Below are 17,381 nucleotides of genomic sequence, written 5' to 3'. Positions count from 1 at the left end.
ATCAAGTCTCATCGCTGGTCTCTCCATCTAACCCCAACGCCCGCCAACCATCAGCAGGCTGTGGCGCAGCGCGAACGACGCCGCTTGCCACGAGGCTGCTCTAGAGGCTCAACACGACACTTCGATGAAGATTAAGAAAACATTGTATGAATGATATTTACTTCGATGCCGATTTGTAATTGAGGAATTCTCAATGACAGATTGTTTTTCATCGGAGTGAAATATGGCCTACGAGTTCCCAGCCTCGCGTTCGGAAGATATTGCCAACCTGGCCCGGACGGCCTCGGGCTTTCTCGTGGACTGGGATGGGTGCTGCGCGCTCGGCAACACGCTCGTCCCCGCAGCTGCGGATTTCCTGCGCGCCAACCAAAAGCGCACCGCCATCGTTTCAAACAACTCCACATGCACACCGGAAGACTTTCTGGAAATACTGGCATGCAATGAAATTCAACTGGATCGCAACCAGATCGTCCTGGCGGGCATGGAAGCGCTCAAGCGCGCCACGGATTTTACCGGGGCGAAAGTGATGGTCCTCGGCGATCCGCATATGCGCGGGGCCGCCAAGAAGATGGGGCTCGACCTCACCCAGGAAGACGCCGACGTCATCGTGCTTCTCCGGGACCGGCGCTTCACCTATCGCCGCCTTGAGCGGGCGGTAAATTCCCTCACCCGGGGCGCCCACCTCATCGTGGCCAATCCGGATTCCACCCACCCCGGAAAAGATGGCGGCCTGAAGCCCGAAACCGGAGCGCTTCTGGCGGCGATCCGGGCGTGCGTGAAACTGGATGAAACAAAATGGGATATCGTGGGAAAACCTTCACCGCATCTGTTTCGCATGGGATGCCAGGCGCTGGACCTGTCGCCAGACCAGCTGGTGATGCTGGGGGACAATCCCACCACGGACCTTGCCGGAGCAAAGGCATTGGGAATCAAGGCGATCCTGACCTCCGCGAAATCGCCGGACGTGTTCGAAACGCTGTTACAGGCGCGCTAGGCTAGAACCGCTTCAGCGACAACACATCGAAGGTCTTCCGGAGCGTGTCCGTTGCCCGGTCGTAATCGGCCAAAGCCAGTGCCGCGATCAGCGCATCCAGCACGCAGAGCTGGGCAATCCGGCTGGTCATGGCCTCGGTCCGGAACTTGGTTTCGCGCGCCATCGTGAACAGTTTCACATCCGCATAGGCCTGCAGCGGCGAGCTCGAGAAATTGGTCACGATAATCGTCTTCGCCCCCGCATCCTTCGCCAATCTGGTCGCAGCAAGTGTCTCATGTGTTGCACCCGAGTGCGAAATCGTCAGCACGGCGACGTCAGGGCCTGTCTGGGACGCACTGATCGCCTGCACATGACTATCCACCACGACCCGCGCATCCAGGCCGATCCGCAACATCCTGTATTGGGCATCCTCGGCAATCGGCGCCGAGGACCCGATGCCATAAATCTCGACCCGCTTGGCCGCGCGAATGATGTCCACCGCAGCGGAGACGGCATCTGCATCGAGAATTGACAATGTATCCTTCAGTGCCTGCACGCCCGCATGGAACATCTTCCGGCAAACCGTGGGCGTATCGTCAGTCGGCTGGAGATCCTCATGGATGAACTGGACCGGCTGTACCACTTCCTGAGCCAGGCTGAGCTTCAGCTGCTGGAAGCCGGAAAGGTCCAGCTGACGACAGAAATTGATGACGCTGCCATCGCTGGCGCCGGTCGCTTCGGCAAGCTCGGTCACCGACATGCCGACCACCTGCCTCGGATTGGCCAGAACGAAATCAGCGATCGACCGCGTGCTGGGCCCAAGCGATGGGTGGCGCACCCGGATACGTGTCATGACATTGTCCACAATGGCCACATCCGCGCGCTTTTTCACAGCGGATTTACGCTTTGCCTTGCTCTCAGACATTTGCATCCCTTTGCACTTCTTTGTCTATCAGTTGAATACTACTCAACTTTTATCAAGGATATATGAATTCCGTAACACCAATGTCACAAGCGGGTGCTACTCCCTTCCATCATAATGTTGCGGCGCATCAATCCATGACGCCGCCGGGTGAGACTGGGGATTTGAACATGCGCATCCTGTACGCCGCCTTGCTTGTCGTGTTGAGCGCGTTTTCGACATTTCCATCTCATGCACAGGAGATCGGGAGCCCGCAAAAGCCCATCCGGGTCATGCTGATCCCTGCGGATGGCGGCACGGAAGACGGCACCAAGGCAGACTTCCAGCCATTGTTCGATGCCATCACACGGTCCAGCGATTTGCACTTCACGGTCAGTACCGGACAAAGCTATGCGGCCGTGATCGAAGCCATGTGCGCGGGCCTGACGGATATCGTCTGGTATGGTCCAGCCTCCTATCTCGAAGCCCGTGACCGCGGCTGCGCGGAGTTGCTGGCGGTAGAGGAAAGAGACGGCGCTTCGACCTATTATGCCGGCCTGTTTGTTGCCGCCGACTCGGATGCCAGTTCGGTTGCCGACCTGTCAGGCGGATCACTGGCGCTCGGGTCCAGCCATTCCGCCAGCAGTTTTGCCTATCCCCTGGTGATGTTGAAAGATGCCGGACTTGATCCGCTAAAGGATCTTTCGGCCCTCCGGGTGACCGGGAGCCACACCAACAGCCTGCTAGCGCTGAAGAACGGCCTTGTGGATGCTGCGGGCGCGTCGTTTGTGTCCTTCGAACGCGCCGTGAACCAGGGCAGCCTCGACCCGCGCGTCTTTCGCATACTGGCCAAATCCGACCCGATCCCAAATCCGCCCATCGCGATGAATACCGCGCTGCCAGAGGGGATCAAGGCAGAGTTGAAGAAGGCCATGTCCGGCATTCATGAGGCCGACGGCATCAACCCGGCCTCCATACGCGGCTATGGTGGCAAGCAGGTCGACCGATATAATACTGAGGCCAGTGAAGACCTGTTCGACAGCGTAATATCTGCCACATCCTTCCTCGACGATGATTACCGGGCCGCGATCCTGCGCAAGGCCGACGCCTCTCAGCGCGGCTGATTCCTCCCCAATCCCTACGGTACAGTTCCCGACATGACAGATGAGAAACCCCAGGCGCCAGACGCTCCTGCGCTGGAACTTTCCGGAGTGTTCAAATCCTACAAGAACGGACCGGCCGTGCTCGAGAATTTCTCGCTAAGTATCGCGCCGGGCTGTTTCTGTGTCATACTCGGCTCGTCCGGGTCCGGAAAATCCACCCTGCTGAAATGCATTGCCGGGCTGACCGAGCCCGACGCGGGAGACATCCGGCTTCATGGCAAACCCCTCACCCGAAAGCGGCTACGTAGGGTCGGCATGGTGCATCAGGATTTCGGCCTGTCAGACAGATTGACCGCCGCCCAGAATGTGATGTCCGGCCTGGCCGCCACACTGAGCGCGTGGCGCGTCGCCCTGCAACTCTATCCCGACCAGATCCAGCGGCAGGCCTGCGCACTTCTCTCGCGGGTCGGCCTCTCGGAAAATCACGCGAACCGACGGGCGAGCAAACTATCCGGCGGACAGAAGCAGCGGGTCGGCATCGCGCGGGCGCTGATCTCCGACCCGAGCCTGATCCTTGCGGACGAACCGGTTGCCAGCCTTGATCCGAAATCATCTGTTGAAATCATGACGCTGCTGAAGAGCGCGGCGCAGGAGCGTGGCGCGGCAGTGCTCTGTTCGCTTCACCAGATCGATCTGGCGCGCAAATATGCTGACAGGATCATCGGCCTCAGCCACGGCGCCATCGTCTTCGACGGCCCGCCCACTGCCCTGACGCGCGAGGAGATGCAGGCCATTTTCGATATGGACGACAGCTCGACAATCATCCGCATGGAGGTCGCCTGACATGTCGGACGTTGCACAAGATTCCGGGGCGCGAGACTGGCACCTGAAGCAACCTTTCGGATGGCGGTCCCTGCTCGTCCTGTTCATGGTGCTGGCGGTTTCGCTCGTCTCAGCCGAGCGTATGCAATTCGACCGCATGGCCAGCCAGATCGGCGACTTCGCGCTTGAGACCGTGGGCCTGCGAGAAAGCTCGCAGATTGGCCGGGGCATGGAAAGCGTGACGCGCGACATGTTCCCGATCGCCATTGCCGAACGGCGGCCGATCGACCTGATGGACGGATTGGACGAAACGGAACTGCCATTCCTCTCACATATCGAGACGGTGGATATCGAGACCACCGAGCTGGATCCCGAGACGCTGCAAATGACGACAAGTGTGTCCGAGCGACGCTTTCTGGTCGAACCGATTGGGTATCTTGTCTTTGTGCTCGGCAAGATGGTGGAGACCATCGAGATCGCCATCTGGGCAAGCTTGATCGCCATATTGGTGAGCCTGCCGCTGGCATGGCTATGCGCCGGAAATTATTCGCCGCATCCCATCATCTATGCTGGCGCCAGATCTTTTGTCTCGCTGCTCCGTTCGATCCCGGAATTGATCAGCGCCCTGTTCCTTGTCCTGGCCTTCGGGTTCGGGCCGATTGCCGGCATCCTGGCCCTGACCTTTCACAGCATTGGCTTTCTCGGAAAATTCTACGCCGAAGATATCGAGGCGGCGAATACCAGCCCCCAGCACGCATTGAAGGCGACCGGCGCGGGCACTTTTGCCATTCTCAGACTGGCCGTCCTGCCTCAGGTCCTGCCCAGTTATACGGGCCTCTCGCTCTACATTCTCGACCGCAACATCCGCATGGCGACCGTGATCGGCCTCGTCGGCGCCGGCGGGATCGGCCAGGAGCTGAAAGGCCGATTCGACATGTTCCAGTATGACCGCGTTGGTACCATGCTGCTGGTCATCTTCCTGACCGTCATGGCGCTGGACGTTGTGTCAGCCCGATTCCGGAACCGGTTGGTCTGAACTGTTCCCGATTAGAACGAGGCGAAGGACTGGCAATTCTCCAGCAAACAGGGCCTGCACTTTCACGTTAGTTTTAAACGACGGTCACATAAGTTTTGCACTTCATCGCCAATAGCAAACTCCGATTGAGGGATGGCGGCGACATGCAGGCGAAAGTGAATGAGCGGGACCGGTCACCGCGCACCCTCATGCCCGGCGACCCTGTGTCCGCGCCCCTGACTGACGCGGCCCGCCAACGTACCAGTTTCCTGAACAGCCTGTTCCGCTTGCATTATGCAGAACTGGTGGGCCGGCTCCGCAAAGTGTATGGTGTGGGGCCGCCCGACCCCGAGGATGTCGCGCAGGCCGCATTTTCGAAGATTGCCGAACTGGACGATCTGGAGCGTATTCATTCACCCCGTGCCTTCCTGTTCCGGACGGCGGTAAACATATGCCTGAACTCCAATGACAAGCTGAAACGCAGCCGCGCCTTTGTTCGCAGCCAGCTTGAAAGCAATTTTTCACAACGTCTGGAAGAAAAATCAGCCGAATCTGTCTTCATGGGTAAGCAGGATCTTGAGCGGGTCGCGCATGTCATTCGGCAATTGCCGCCGAAACAGCGTGAAATCCTGCTCCGGAGCCGGTTCAGGGGACAGACTTATGATGAGATCAGGCAGGAGACGGGGTGGAGTCAGGCGGATATCTCGCGCCAGCTCAACAAGGTCATGGCGCTGCTGCAAGCCGAGTTGGATCGGTAGAGGCGCCTGTTGATGCAAACCCTTCGTATTCCTTTCCAGAGATCAGTTCGGGAGTCGTGTGCATGACGCCTCCAGGAGAGAATTCGCGCGGCAGCGCACCACAGGACGACAACAAGCGGGCCGCAGTGGCGCGCGCTTGGGTGTTACGCCTGTCTTCCGGTGAAGACACTGAAGCCGACCGCCTTGCCTTTGCCGAATGGCTGGCTGCCTCCGATGACAACAAGCGCGCCTATGAAAAGGCCCAGTCTATCTGGGAGGCCCTCGGAGAGGTTGACGGCATCGAAAACCTGCTGACCCACAGGGACAGTGTGACAGAGTTTCGTCCTCGAAACAGCATGACCCGGCGGTTCCTCGTGGGGGGCGCCATGGCCGCGAGCCTCGCTGTCGCGACCGGAATTGGTTTCCTGCTGATGCAGCCGGCACCGACAGAGACACTTCTCTACGCGACCGTGACGGGCGAGATCGAGACCATCACGCTGTCAGATGGCAGCAGGGTGACGCTCGGGGGGGCCAGCAAACTGACAGGCGAATTCACGCCAGACGGCCGCACTCTGGAACTCGTTTCAGGCAATGCCTATTTTGATATCGCCCGTGATGAAGCCCGTCCGCTGACCGTCCATACAGATGATGTGAATGTGCGGGTGCTCGGAACCCGGTTCGATATCAAGACGCGGCCGGACTTCGTCGCGGTGGCCGTCGACCATGGCCATGTCCGCGTGACCTCACCCGCCACCGGAAGCCGGCAGGATCTGACCGCCGGGGAAAAAATCGTGTCTGACGCGACGCACGGCATCAGCGAGGTCATGACCTTCGACGCCGGCCAGGAATTGTCCTGGCGGTCCGGCCGCCTGTCCTTCGTGGATGCGCCGCTGCGCTATATTGTGGCGGACATGAACCAGTACAGCGATCGGCCGATCCGGCTGTCGCCCACCGCCCCCGCCGACCTGCACCTCACCCTGTCCTTCCCGGTCGACCAGATCGAGCAGGTTCTGGCCGGGCTGGATGCCGCCTACCCGGTGGCCATCGAGTCCCGCCAGGACGACATCCTGATCACACAGGGCGACTAGCGACGCGTCCGGTGAAGCTTTTGTGAAGTTTGCCAAATCCCTGAAATAGATCGTTCCCTGATCTGTCTTCCCTCTGACCACGCAAGGGCGTGGCGCGGGCGCACTGCTTGGCGTCCGTACATTTCTCATGAGGGGAACATCATGACTTCTTCCATCAGCCTGCGCAAAGCGCTCGTCCTGACGGCATCGGGCGCAGCCCTGTGCCTTGGTCACGCCGCACACGCCCAGACCTCCGCCGACCAGGACGACACCAAGATCCAGCAAACCGTGATCGTGACCGGCACACGCGGCGCGCCGCGCACCGCTTTTGACAGCCTTGCCCCGGTCGACGTGATCTCCGACTCCGCCATTGACCTGACCGCCTCCGACGAAGTCATGGATACGCTGTCCCAGCTCGTGCCGTCCTTCAACGTCAAACGCCTTCCGATGGCGGACGGACAGGTCTTCGTGCGTCCTGCCACGCTGCGCTCCCTGTCGCCGGACCACACGCTCGTCCTCGTCAACGGCAAGCGCCACCACCGCTCCGCCATGCTCGGCGGCAATGGCGCCCAGTCCGCTGACCTCGCCCAGATCCCATCCTATGCCATCAAGCAGATCGAAGTTCTGCGCGACGGCGCATCGGCACAGTATGGCTCCGACGCCATCGCGGGCGTCATCAACATCATCCTCGACGACCAGGCGGGCTTCAACGCGTTTGCCCAGGCTGGCCAGTATTATGAAGGCGATGGTGAGCAGTATCGTCTTGGCGTCCAGCAGGGCTTTGTGTTCGACAATGGCTACCTGAACCTGTCCGGCGAATACACCGACGCTCAGCCGACCTCCCGCTCCCGCCAGCGGGCAGATGCAATTGCGCTGCAAGAGGCCTTCCCGCAATTGAACGTCCCGAACCCGGTCCAGAACTGGGGCCAGCCTGAGCGCCAGGCCTATCGTTTTGCCCTGAACGGCGCTTACGACCTGGACGGTTCCGAAGCCTATGTCTTCAGCACCTATGGCTTTGGCTCCGGCGTCACCGATTTCAACTGGCGCAATCCGCTGACGACCAGCGCCTTCGGCGAAAGCGCGATCGATCCGGACTATGATCTCTCTGAAACCTTCCCGGCCGGATTCTCGCCGCGCTTCGGGCAGGACGACAATGACTTCGCGCTGACCGGCGGCTATCGCAGCAACAATGACGGTCGCTTCTCCTACGATCTGAGCGCAGGCTATGGCCGCAACCAGATCGAATACTTCATGTACAATTCGATCAATGCCTCGCTCGGTTCAGCCAGCCCGACCTCCTTTGACATCGGTACGCTGACCCAGTCGGAGCTGACCTTCAACGCAGACTTCGCCTATCGGGCCACGCTCGACTTCCTGGCCGAAGACATGACCTTCGCCTTCGGCGCCGAGCAGCGCACCGAAGAGTATGAGATTGGCGCGGGTGAATATGCTTCCTTTGCGATTGGCCCGCTCGCTCCGGAAGGCTTCCCGTCCGGCTCGAACGGCTTCCCGGGCTTCTCCCCGGAACAGTCTGGTTCATCCGACCAGACCAGCTATGCTGCCTATGTTGACGTCGAAGCCCCGATTACGGACCGCTGGACCGTCGGCGCTGCTGTGCGCTTCGAGGATTTCTCGGAGTTCGGCAATGACACGAACGGCAAGCTGTCCACACGCTACGAAGTCAGCCCGAACCTCGCCCTGCGCGCCACGGCGTCAACCGGCTTCCGGGCGCCAACCCCGGGCCAGCTCTTCTCCGAACGCACCTCGCAAGGCCTCGACACGACCACGCTGAACATCTTCACGCGCGGCCGCTACAGCCCGCAGGGGCCAATCGCCGATGTCATCAGCCTGCGTGACGGGGTTGATATCCTTCCGCTGGAGCCCGAAGAGTCTGAAAACCTGACCGCCGGCCTTGCCTGGAATTCGAATGCAGGTCTTTCCGCGACAGTTGATGTCTACCAGATCGACGTCACCAACCGTCTGAGCACATCCGCCGCCTTCTCGCTGACGGATGAGGAACGTGCCGAACTGGCTGCGCTCGGCGTTGCAGGAGCGGACACGATCACAGCCGTCAACTTCTTCCAGAATGATTTTGACACCCAGACCAAGGGCGTCGACCTGGTCCTGACCTACAAATACGAAGTCGGGCCGGGCGAGATGAATCTGACCGGCGCCTACAATTATAACAAGACCGAAGTGACAGGCGGCGATTTCGCTGCGAATGAAACGGCAGCTGACCGGTTCGAGAAAGGCATTCCTGAGCATACCGGAAACCTTCAGGCCACCTACACGGTCGGAAACTGGAATGTGTTCGGCCGGATGCGTTACTATGGCGAGTGGCGCGACTATTCTGGCAATTCTGATGGGGACATCTTCCAGGATTTCGGTGCAATGATGCTGTTTGACCTCGGCGCGACCTATCAGGTAAATGACAACATGAAAGTGCGTGTTGGCGCAGAGAACGTCTTCGACCAATATCCGGACGAAGCGACCTACCAGGCCAGCCGTGGACTGATCTATTCGCGGAATGCCCCCTACGACACCGATGGCGGCCAGTATTATGTCCGCCTGGACTTCAGCTTCTGATCCCGAAGGACAGGACATGAAACTTACCAGACGACTGGTCATGAAGGGCGCCACTGCGACAGCAGCGTCCTTTAATGCTGCCGCAGCGTATGCTGGCCCCGTTCCACTGTCTGTAGACGAAGGCCCAGAGGTCAATCTCGCCCAGGACGAGATCTATTGGCAAAAGATCGCCGCGCAATACGACGTGACGCCGAATATCGTGAACTTCGAGAACGGCTATTGGGGCCTCATGGCCCGGCCGGTCATGGAAGCATTCTTTCGTCATACCGAACGCGTGAACCGGGAGAACTCCTCGTATGCGCGGCAGAATTTCTACAAGGACCTCCAGCCCATCCAGCAACGGCTTGCCGCCATGCTAGGCGCCGGCGAGGATGAGATCGCACTAACACGGGGCGCCACGGAAGCTCTGCAGGCCCTGATCGGCGGCTACCGGCTGCTACAACCGGGCAACGCCGTCATGTATGCCGACCTCGATTATGATTCCATGCAAGTCGCGATGGAAACTCTGGCCGAGCGGAAGGGAGCGGGCGTCGTACGGATCGTCATTCCTGAGCCCGTCACCCATGATGAACTGATTGAATTCTACCGGACGGCCCTGACCGACAATCCGCAGGTTCGCCTGCTGTTGCTGACCCATATCAGCCACCGCACCGGCCTGAAGATTCCCGTCCGAAATATCGTGGAGATGGCACGCCAACACGGAGTGGATTGCGTCGTGGACGCCGCCCATTCCTGGGGACAGACAGATTTCCGGATCGACGATCTCGGCGCAGATTTTGTCGGGTTCAATCTGCACAAATGGATGGGCGCCCCCATTGGCGCCGGGCTTATGTATATTCGCCGCTCAAGACTGGCCGATATCGCCCCGAACATTTCTGAACGCCCGGACGGCATCGGCACCATCCACCACCGCCTGCACACGGGCACGACAAATTTCGCAACCCTTCTGACCATCAATGACGCGCTCGATTTTCACGAAATGGTTGGCCCGGCTCACAAGGAAGCCCGGCTGGCCTATTTACGCGATCTCTGGGTCGGCGAGATGCGCAGCGTGGACCGTCTGGACATCCTGACACCTGATGACCCCCGGCTACATGCAGGGATCACATCGTTCAGGGTCAAAGGCATGACCAGCGTGGACGCGAACAAGGATATCGTCCGGCGCTTGTCTCAGCATGGCGTGTTCACGGTTCACCGCACAGGCGTCTCGAACGGAGCATGTGTGCGGGTCACACCGGCCCTCTACAACACACCGGACGATTGCTTGAAACTTGTGGGCGCACTGCGACAGCTCCTGATGGAAATCTGACGAAATATGGTTGGAAGACTGTGGCATGGTCGCGCCATGTGTGCGGAATCGCTGCAGTCTTTCGCCATTGTCATCAGGCTGTCATCGCTGTCCGCTTGTAACAGGTTGAACTGATCCACTCATTCGTGGTTCCGCCTGAGGGGCTCATGCGATCCGTCTTATTGTATCTGGCAAGCTGCGCCTTCCTGACAGTTCCGGCGGTCGCTCAGGACCATGCGATCCGCATTCCAGCGGGGTCGCTCTCAGAGGCTTTGAACCAGCTGTCCGAACAGCTCGACACCGTCATCATCGCTGAATCCGCAGACCTGTCAGGCACACAGTCAAGACAGATCACGGGCACCATGACGGCCCGCGAAGCCTTAAGTGCGTTGCTGGAAGATACCGACCTCGAATTCACTTCCAAGGTCAGCGGCGTGTGGGTGGTCCGCCGTTCGGCGGAGCCTCAGCCCGGCTCACTACACTTCGCCCGTCCCCTTGCCCGTCCCACGCCCTTTGCGAGTTTCGAGCCCCTCCGGATCTATGACACGGTGGTCGTCACCGGCACGCGCGCTGGGTCGCCGGCAATTGAGAGCCTTTCTCCCGTGGACGTGCTGGATCGCGCGACACTTGGCGCGCCGGTGTCAGATGATCTCACGGATGTGATCGCGGAAATCCTGCCCGGATTTTTCGCGCAACGTCGCCCCCTGAGCGATGGCGCAGTGTTCGTCAGGCCCTACAGCCTGCGAAACCTGTCCGCCGATCACACCCTCATTCTGGTCGATGGTAAACGCCGGCACCGGTCCGCCATGCTGAATGCCGGGGGATCGCAGTCACCGGATCTCGCCATGATCCCGACCAATGCCATCGACCGGGTCGAAGTGCTGCGGGATGGCGCATCTGCCCAGTATGGATCCGACGCCATCGCCGGAGTGATCAATATCATCACACGCCGGGACGCGATGACCGACGGATTTGCTCAGTACAGCCAGTATTATGAAGGTGACGGTGTCCAGAAACGCCTTGGTCTCGGCGCCGGGCATCGAACAGGCACGCATGGCGTCCGCGTCAACCTCGACTACAGCCATGCCGCCGCGACGTCTCGCGCCCGGCAAAGACTGGACGCGATGGCCTATATGGAGGCGCATCCAGAGGCCAATCTCAGTGATCCCGTCCAGAAATGGGGCCAGCCGGAACGCGAGGATTTCCGTCTGCTCACCAATGGCAACATGGCCACGGCTTTCGGAGAGATGTATGGCCTCGCCAGCCTGAGTTGGGGACAAGGCGTTTCCGATTTCAATTGGCGGAGCCCGGAAGCCCAAAGCGCCTATGCAGAAAGTGACGCGTTCGAAGGCTGGACGCTGCGCGATGTGTACCCTCATGGGTTCAAACCCCAGTTCGGCCAGGAAGAGCGCGATAGTGCGGCCACGCTGGGCTTGAAGGGCAAGAGCAAAGCCGGCCTCCACTATGATCTCAGCGCTGGCTTTGGTGAGAACCAGATCGACTATTTTCTCTACAAAACGATCAACGCCTCCATGGGGCCCGCCAGCCCGTTCGAATTCGATGCCGGCGGCCTGCGCCAACGCGAGTATAATCTGAACGCTGATTTTCAGACGGAGTGGAACGCGCCCGGCATTGCCGAAGGCCCGGTGGAATTGGCGTTTGGGCTGGAACGGAGAGTTGAGCAATATACGACGCTGGCGGGCGATCTGGCCTCCTACGAAATCGGCCCCGGCGCTACGGACGGGCTGACCTCGGGCTCGAACGGGTTTCCAGGCTATACGCCGATGCAGTCAAAAACCCACGACCAGACTAACTGGGCCGCTTATGTCGACGCGACGGCCCATCTGACGGCCACCACGCGGGCCGGGCTGGCCGTCAGGTTCGAAGACTTCGACTCCTTTGGGAGCCAGTTCATCGGCAAGCTGGCATTGCGACAGGATTTGACGCACACGCTCGCCTTTCGCGCGACGGCATCAACGGGTTTCAAGGCTCCCACGCCGGCGCAGCTCTATTCGGAACGCACGTCCCAGGGCGTGGATGCCGAAACGCTCGACATTTTCACTGCGGGCCGGTTCACGCCGACCGGCGAGGTGGCCACCATTATCAGCCAAAGGCCGGACACCGATATCTCGTCACTTTCGCCAGAGACATCTGAAAGCCTTTCTGCCGGCCTCGTCTGGCAACCCATACCGGGTTTTGCGGCAAGCCTCGATGCCTACAATATAGACCTGCATGATCGGATCTTCACCTCAGATGAATTCATTCTGACGCCGGAGGAGCGGGCCAGCCTGACCGCATTGGGCGTTCCCGGCGGAGAAAGCATTACCACCGTCTTCTTCTACCAGAATGACTTCGAGACGCGAACCAGCGGCGTGGATGTCGCCATCCGGTACGCAACCGACCTGGCTGGCGGAGCCCTGGACCTCGGGCTTATCTACAACACCAATCATACCGAAGTTCTGAATGCCAGCTTCCTCGACAACCCCTCCCGCGTCTCACGGTTCGAGAACCTCCATCCGCGGAATTCCATGCTGGCGAGCCTCCGCTACCAGAAGGACCGGATCACGGTGAGTGGCAAGCTACGGCGCTTTGGCCCGTGGCAGGACTATCTGAACGAGGCGGGAGACCAGGTCCAGACATTCGGGTCTGAAGTCTTCGTGGATGCAAGCATTGCCTTTGACCTGACAGACCAAACTGTCATCCGGGCAGGCGTGGAAAACCTGTTCAACGCCTACCCCGACGAAGCAGAAAGGCAGGCCAGCAAGGGTCTGATATATTCCCGTAACGCGCCTTACGATACAGATGGCGGCCTCTTCTACATACGATACGATCTCAAACTCTGAGGCCGCCTGGCCGGATAGCCGGACCGTGCTGTTTCGGAACAACTCAGCTCGTCCCTACACGATCTTGCTCCAACTCGAGCTCCCCTTCCGCAGCGGTATGACTACCCTCCGGGCAAACGCTGTGACGCCCCTCCAATACGCGCCTAAATAGTTGATACAGTGTATCAAACCCAATTCTTCCCAAAATCAAAGAACAGGCAGCTTTGTCCTAATCTTGCTCAAATATGCATGAACTGCAGCTTTGAAGCTCTTCCGGACTAAAAAAGTCGGAAAAATCATTCCCATCTAAATACAATGAGTTGGAAGGAGAGCGTTCAACTCAAACAGATGAGGAGCGAAGTTACCGAACGGGGGTGTGCCATGCGTTCAAGCAAAACAAGTCAGCACCAAAGCAAGACCTGTTGGAATACGGGTAGAGGGAGTGTGCTTTGAACATGCCGGACCGAGCGAATCTCTCGGCACTTTCCGTGCTGGTTATCGCTGCGGCGCAGGAAGATGTCGCCAAAATTCAGGAGGGACTGCCGACTGGCTCAACCTTCAGACAAGTGGATACATTCTCATTTTCTGAGGTATCCACAGACATCCTGCGTAGCACGCCCGACCTGCTCATCATCTCCTCTGCTTCCGTCGATCCAGAACATATCGCCACGGCCGAACGATTGGCCACCGCGAAACAGCTCCCGATCATCTGGTTCGTCGAGCGTGACGATGAAGGCCTCGCGCCACACGCCATTCGTGCGGGCGTCACCTCATTCGTTGTCGACGGCCTCACCCCGTCGCGCATCGCCCCCCTGATCACTGTCGCCCTGGAGCGGCATCGGCTGGTGACAGCCCTTCATGGCGAGTTGCAAAAATCAAAGGACAGCCTCGCCGCCCGAAAGATTGTGGAGCGCGCAAAAGGACTGCTCATGCAAACGCGTGGCATGAGTGAAGAGGAAGCTTATAAAACGCTACGCTCAATGGCGATGCGTCAGGGAAAATCCCTGAAAAGCGTTTGTGACGCCCTCATTTCGATGTCTGACCTGTTACCTTGATGTGACAGGGAAGATGCAACGCGTCAGATATGTTTCCTCTGCACGAAGTTTCACCCAAGCAAAGCGAGTGTGCGCGAAATTTCGGCAAACCCCGCTCATTCCCTATTGTGCATTACGTTCCCCTACCCAGCGTTTTTTTGACCTGAAAAGGTTTTAGCAAGTCCAAAGAGGGACTTCGGTTCGAAGGCACAAAGGCGTGTCTTCTGCAGCCCTTAGCTGCCCTGGCCCAAAGGCGGGCCTCTCAAAATCAATTCGATCGCAAACGCTCAGGAGCGTCCAGCGACATCGACTTACCGTCCGCTTACTGATGGACATATTGAATTCGCCTGGGGGCGAATAGAGGGGTCAATACATTATGAGAGTAACGAAATTCAGATCACATTTGCTGTCCTGCGCGATTACTGCAGCCAGCCTTTCCATGATTGCAACCGCCCATGCTCAGGAAGGTGCAGTTGATGCTGTATCTGTCCAGGAAGCAATTACCGTCACCGGGTCTCGCGGGAAGCCCCGGTCCGTTCAGGATTCGCCGGTGCCTATCGACGTCCTCGGCGAGGACGAACTCAATGCGGTCCCCTTCACGGATACAAACGATATCCTGAAAACGCTGATACCGTCCTATTCACTGTCACGGCAGCCCATCTCTGACGGAAGTTCCTTCATCCGGCCCGCAGAAATGCGCGGTCTTCCAACCGACAAGACGCTGGTCTTGGTGAACTCCAAGCGACGTCACCGTGCAGCTCTGGTGACCATCGGCGGATCCGGGACACAAGGGCCTGATGTTGCAACCATCCCTGCGGCTGCCCTGAAGAGTATTGAAGTGCTTCGCGACGGTGCCGCCGCCCAGTACGGCTCGGATGCCATCGCTGGGGTCATCAACTTCATTCTCAAGGATAATTCCGAAGGCGGCTCCGTTAGCGTCGATGTCGGCCAGTATTTTGAAGGCGACGGCTTCCAGTACACTGTCTCCGGAAATTACGGTTTTGATCTGGGCGGAAAGGGTTTCCTGAGTGTTTCAGGCGAAGTCAGCAAAGCCGATGCGACCAGCCGCAGCGAGCAGTATTGTGAATCCTGGTTCTGTCTCGATCCCAACAACCCGGATTTCGATCCAACGGCAAGCTATGTCGACGACCTTACACCTGAATTTGTGGAAGGGGTTCCATTTGCATCTCTGGGAGACTTTGGAGCTGTCCAGCCATGGGGACAGCCTACCAGCGAAGCCGTGCGGTTGTTCTACAATTCTGCCTATACCGTCAGCGACAACGCCGAACTCTATTCTTTCGGCAACTATTCCAGCAGCAAGTCTGATGGCGGCTTCTTCTATCGTTATCCCGGAAATGGCACGATTGAGGACTTGCGCCTTGAAGATGGTTCAATCTATTCGCCTCTGGAGATCTTTCCGGGCGGCTTCACCCCGCGCTTCTTTGGGGACGTGATCGACTATTCGTTTGTAGGCGGTCTACGCGGCCTCGTTGCTGGCTTCGACTACGATCTCAGCGCCCGCTATGGGCACAATGAAATCCAGTACACGCTCGCCAACACGATCAACCCGTCAATGGGCCCGGATTCGCCGACGGTTTTCCGTCCTGGTGACCTGATCAATGAAGAGATGCAACTGCAGGCCGACTTCTCCAAGGAAATTGAAGTGGGTCTGACCAGTCCGTTGGTCTTTGCCTTTGGCGCCAGTTATCTGGACGAAGCCTACGAATTGGTCGAAGGCGACGTTGCGTCCTATGAAGATGGACCCTTCGCCAACGCGGATCCTTTTGGCTTCTGTGACGCGATGGCTCCCACTGCAGCGGGCCTCGCGGTCATGGCTGCCGGCTCGACGCTTGACTGTTCTGATGAAGACGATCCGGTTTATCAGGTTGTCGGCGTGGGATCGAATGGATTCCCGGGCTATTCGCCAGCCTTCTCGGAAGACTACACCCGCGATTCCCATGCCATCTACGCCGATTTGAGCGCAGACGTGACGGAGAACCTCTTCCTGCAAGGGGCCCTGCGCTACGAAAGCTATTCGGACTTCGATGCCGAAACCGTGTGGAAGATCGCCGGACGTTACGAAATCAACGACGTGTTCGCTCTTCGCAGTTCGATCGGCACAGGGTTCCGGGCGCCGACGCCAGGCCAACAGGGCACGACCAATGTGTCGACCCGGTTGCCAAACGGCTTCCCGGTTGCGACCGGTCTTTTCCCGGCCAGTGGACCCGTTGCTCAAGCTCTGGGGGCGACGCCCCTGCAGCCGGAAACCTCGACCAATTATACGCTGGGTATGACGTCGAATTTCGACAATATGAGCCTGACAGTCGACTTCTACCAGATTGATCTGGCTGATCGCGTCAATGCCATCTCTACTCAGGATGTTTCAAGCGATCCGTCAGCCGGCGGGGCGTATGATAACTATCTCGCGCTGGTCAACGCCGGAGTGACGGGAGCTGAATCGATCGGCGGCGTGTTCTACTTCACCAATGCCTTCGACACGACCACTTCTGGTGTGGATATCGTTGGGACCTATGCCAAGGCCTGGAGCAATGGGCAGAGCACCAGCTTCACGGGTTCAGTAAACTACAACAAGACCGAATTCGACAGCGATGTGGACGCCCTGTTCAATGAAGAAAGCCAGTTCGACTTCCTGAACGGGACACCGAACTGGCGGGGGGTGTTCACGGTCCTTCACGAAATTGGACCAGTCACCCTTCTCGGCCGCGCCAACTATTATGGCGGGTATGAAAACGCCGCTGATACGACGCTCGTCGATATTCAGGAATGGGACGGAGAAATTCTGTTCGACTTCGAAGCCTCCTATCAAGTTGACGAAATGCTGACCCTTTCGGCCGGTGCTCGAAACGCCTTCGACAATTATCCCGATGCCGGCGACGCGGCCATCGGCGAGTCATGCTGTGGACGGATCTATCGGTCCGACTCGGTCGTCGATTGGCAAGGCGGCTATTATTACGTCAAGGCATCGGCCTCGTTCTGATGCGCATCAACTCAGCCCACAGGCGAGTTGCTACA

Annotated in this window: 12 protein-coding genes; 11 read left to right on the top strand and 1 reads right to left on the bottom strand. The window is 58.8% G+C overall.

Annotation, left to right across the window (positions count from 1 at the left end):
• Positions 1–223: 223 nt before the first annotated feature.
• Complete coding sequence (locus V7660_RS16570) at positions 224–994, top strand: HAD-IIA family hydrolase (protein WP_335604162.1); 771 nt, start codon at positions 224–226, stop codon at positions 992–994.
• A gap of 1 nt (position 995) precedes the next feature.
• Here the strand turns inward: V7660_RS16570 and V7660_RS16565 are convergent, their stop codons facing one another.
• Positions 996–1,898 carry a MurR/RpiR family transcriptional regulator gene (locus V7660_RS16565; RefSeq protein ID WP_335604161.1) on the bottom strand — a complete coding sequence of 301 codons (903 nt, stop codon included), beginning with the start codon at positions 1,896–1,898 and terminating at the stop codon, positions 996–998.
• 62 nt (positions 1,899–1,960) lie between these two features.
• Between V7660_RS16565 and V7660_RS16560 the strand changes: the two genes are divergently transcribed.
• From V7660_RS16560 to V7660_RS16515, 10 genes are all read left to right on the top strand, one after another.
• On the top strand, positions 1,961–2,998 hold the full coding sequence (locus V7660_RS16560) for a phosphate/phosphite/phosphonate ABC transporter substrate-binding protein (RefSeq protein ID WP_335604160.1): 1,038 nt from the start codon (positions 1,961–1,963) through the stop codon (positions 2,996–2,998).
• Between the two features lie 33 nt (positions 2,999–3,031).
• The gene (locus V7660_RS16555; protein ID WP_335604159.1) at positions 3,032–3,820 is read left to right on the top strand and encodes a phosphonate ABC transporter ATP-binding protein; all 789 of its coding nucleotides are present in this window, start codon (positions 3,032–3,034) and stop codon (positions 3,818–3,820) included.
• Between the two features lies 1 nt (position 3,821).
• A complete protein-coding gene (phnE, locus tag V7660_RS16550; protein WP_335604158.1) occupies positions 3,822–4,835 on the top strand; it encodes a phosphonate ABC transporter, permease protein PhnE in 1,014 nt (337 codons plus the stop codon).
• Between the two features lie 143 nt (positions 4,836–4,978).
• Positions 4,979–5,572 carry an RNA polymerase sigma factor gene (locus V7660_RS16545; RefSeq protein WP_335604157.1) on the top strand — a complete coding sequence of 198 codons (594 nt, stop codon included), beginning with the start codon at positions 4,979–4,981 and terminating at the stop codon, positions 5,570–5,572.
• 62 nt (positions 5,573–5,634) lie between these two features.
• On the top strand, positions 5,635–6,639 hold the full coding sequence (locus V7660_RS16540) for a FecR family protein (RefSeq protein ID WP_335604156.1): 1,005 nt from the start codon (positions 5,635–5,637) through the stop codon (positions 6,637–6,639).
• A gap of 141 nt (positions 6,640–6,780) precedes the next feature.
• On the top strand, positions 6,781–9,204 hold the full coding sequence (locus V7660_RS16535) for a TonB-dependent receptor plug domain-containing protein (RefSeq protein WP_335604155.1): 2,424 nt from the start codon (positions 6,781–6,783) through the stop codon (positions 9,202–9,204).
• 16 nt (positions 9,205–9,220) lie between these two features.
• Complete coding sequence (locus tag V7660_RS16530; protein WP_335604154.1) at positions 9,221–10,513, top strand: aminotransferase class V-fold PLP-dependent enzyme; 1,293 nt, start codon at positions 9,221–9,223, stop codon at positions 10,511–10,513.
• A gap of 146 nt (positions 10,514–10,659) precedes the next feature.
• A complete protein-coding gene (locus V7660_RS16525) occupies positions 10,660–13,335 on the top strand; it encodes a TonB-dependent receptor (protein ID WP_335604153.1) in 2,676 nt (891 codons plus the stop codon).
• 434 nt (positions 13,336–13,769) lie between these two features.
• Positions 13,770–14,369 (top strand): ANTAR domain-containing response regulator, encoded by a 600-nt coding sequence (locus tag V7660_RS16520; protein WP_335604152.1) that lies wholly within the window; start codon positions 13,770–13,772, stop codon positions 14,367–14,369.
• Positions 14,370–14,724: 355 nt separating this feature from the next.
• On the top strand, positions 14,725–17,346 hold the full coding sequence (locus V7660_RS16515) for a TonB-dependent receptor plug domain-containing protein (RefSeq protein ID WP_335604151.1): 2,622 nt from the start codon (positions 14,725–14,727) through the stop codon (positions 17,344–17,346).
• Positions 17,347–17,381: the final 35 nt, after the last annotated feature.

This window comes from Hyphomonas sp. (assembly GCF_036964145.1).
Taxonomy (GTDB): Bacteria; Pseudomonadota; Alphaproteobacteria; order Caulobacterales; family Hyphomonadaceae; genus Hyphomonas.
Note: the sequence above shows the minus strand (reverse complement) of the source record. Positions and strands in the feature narration are given on the sequence as shown.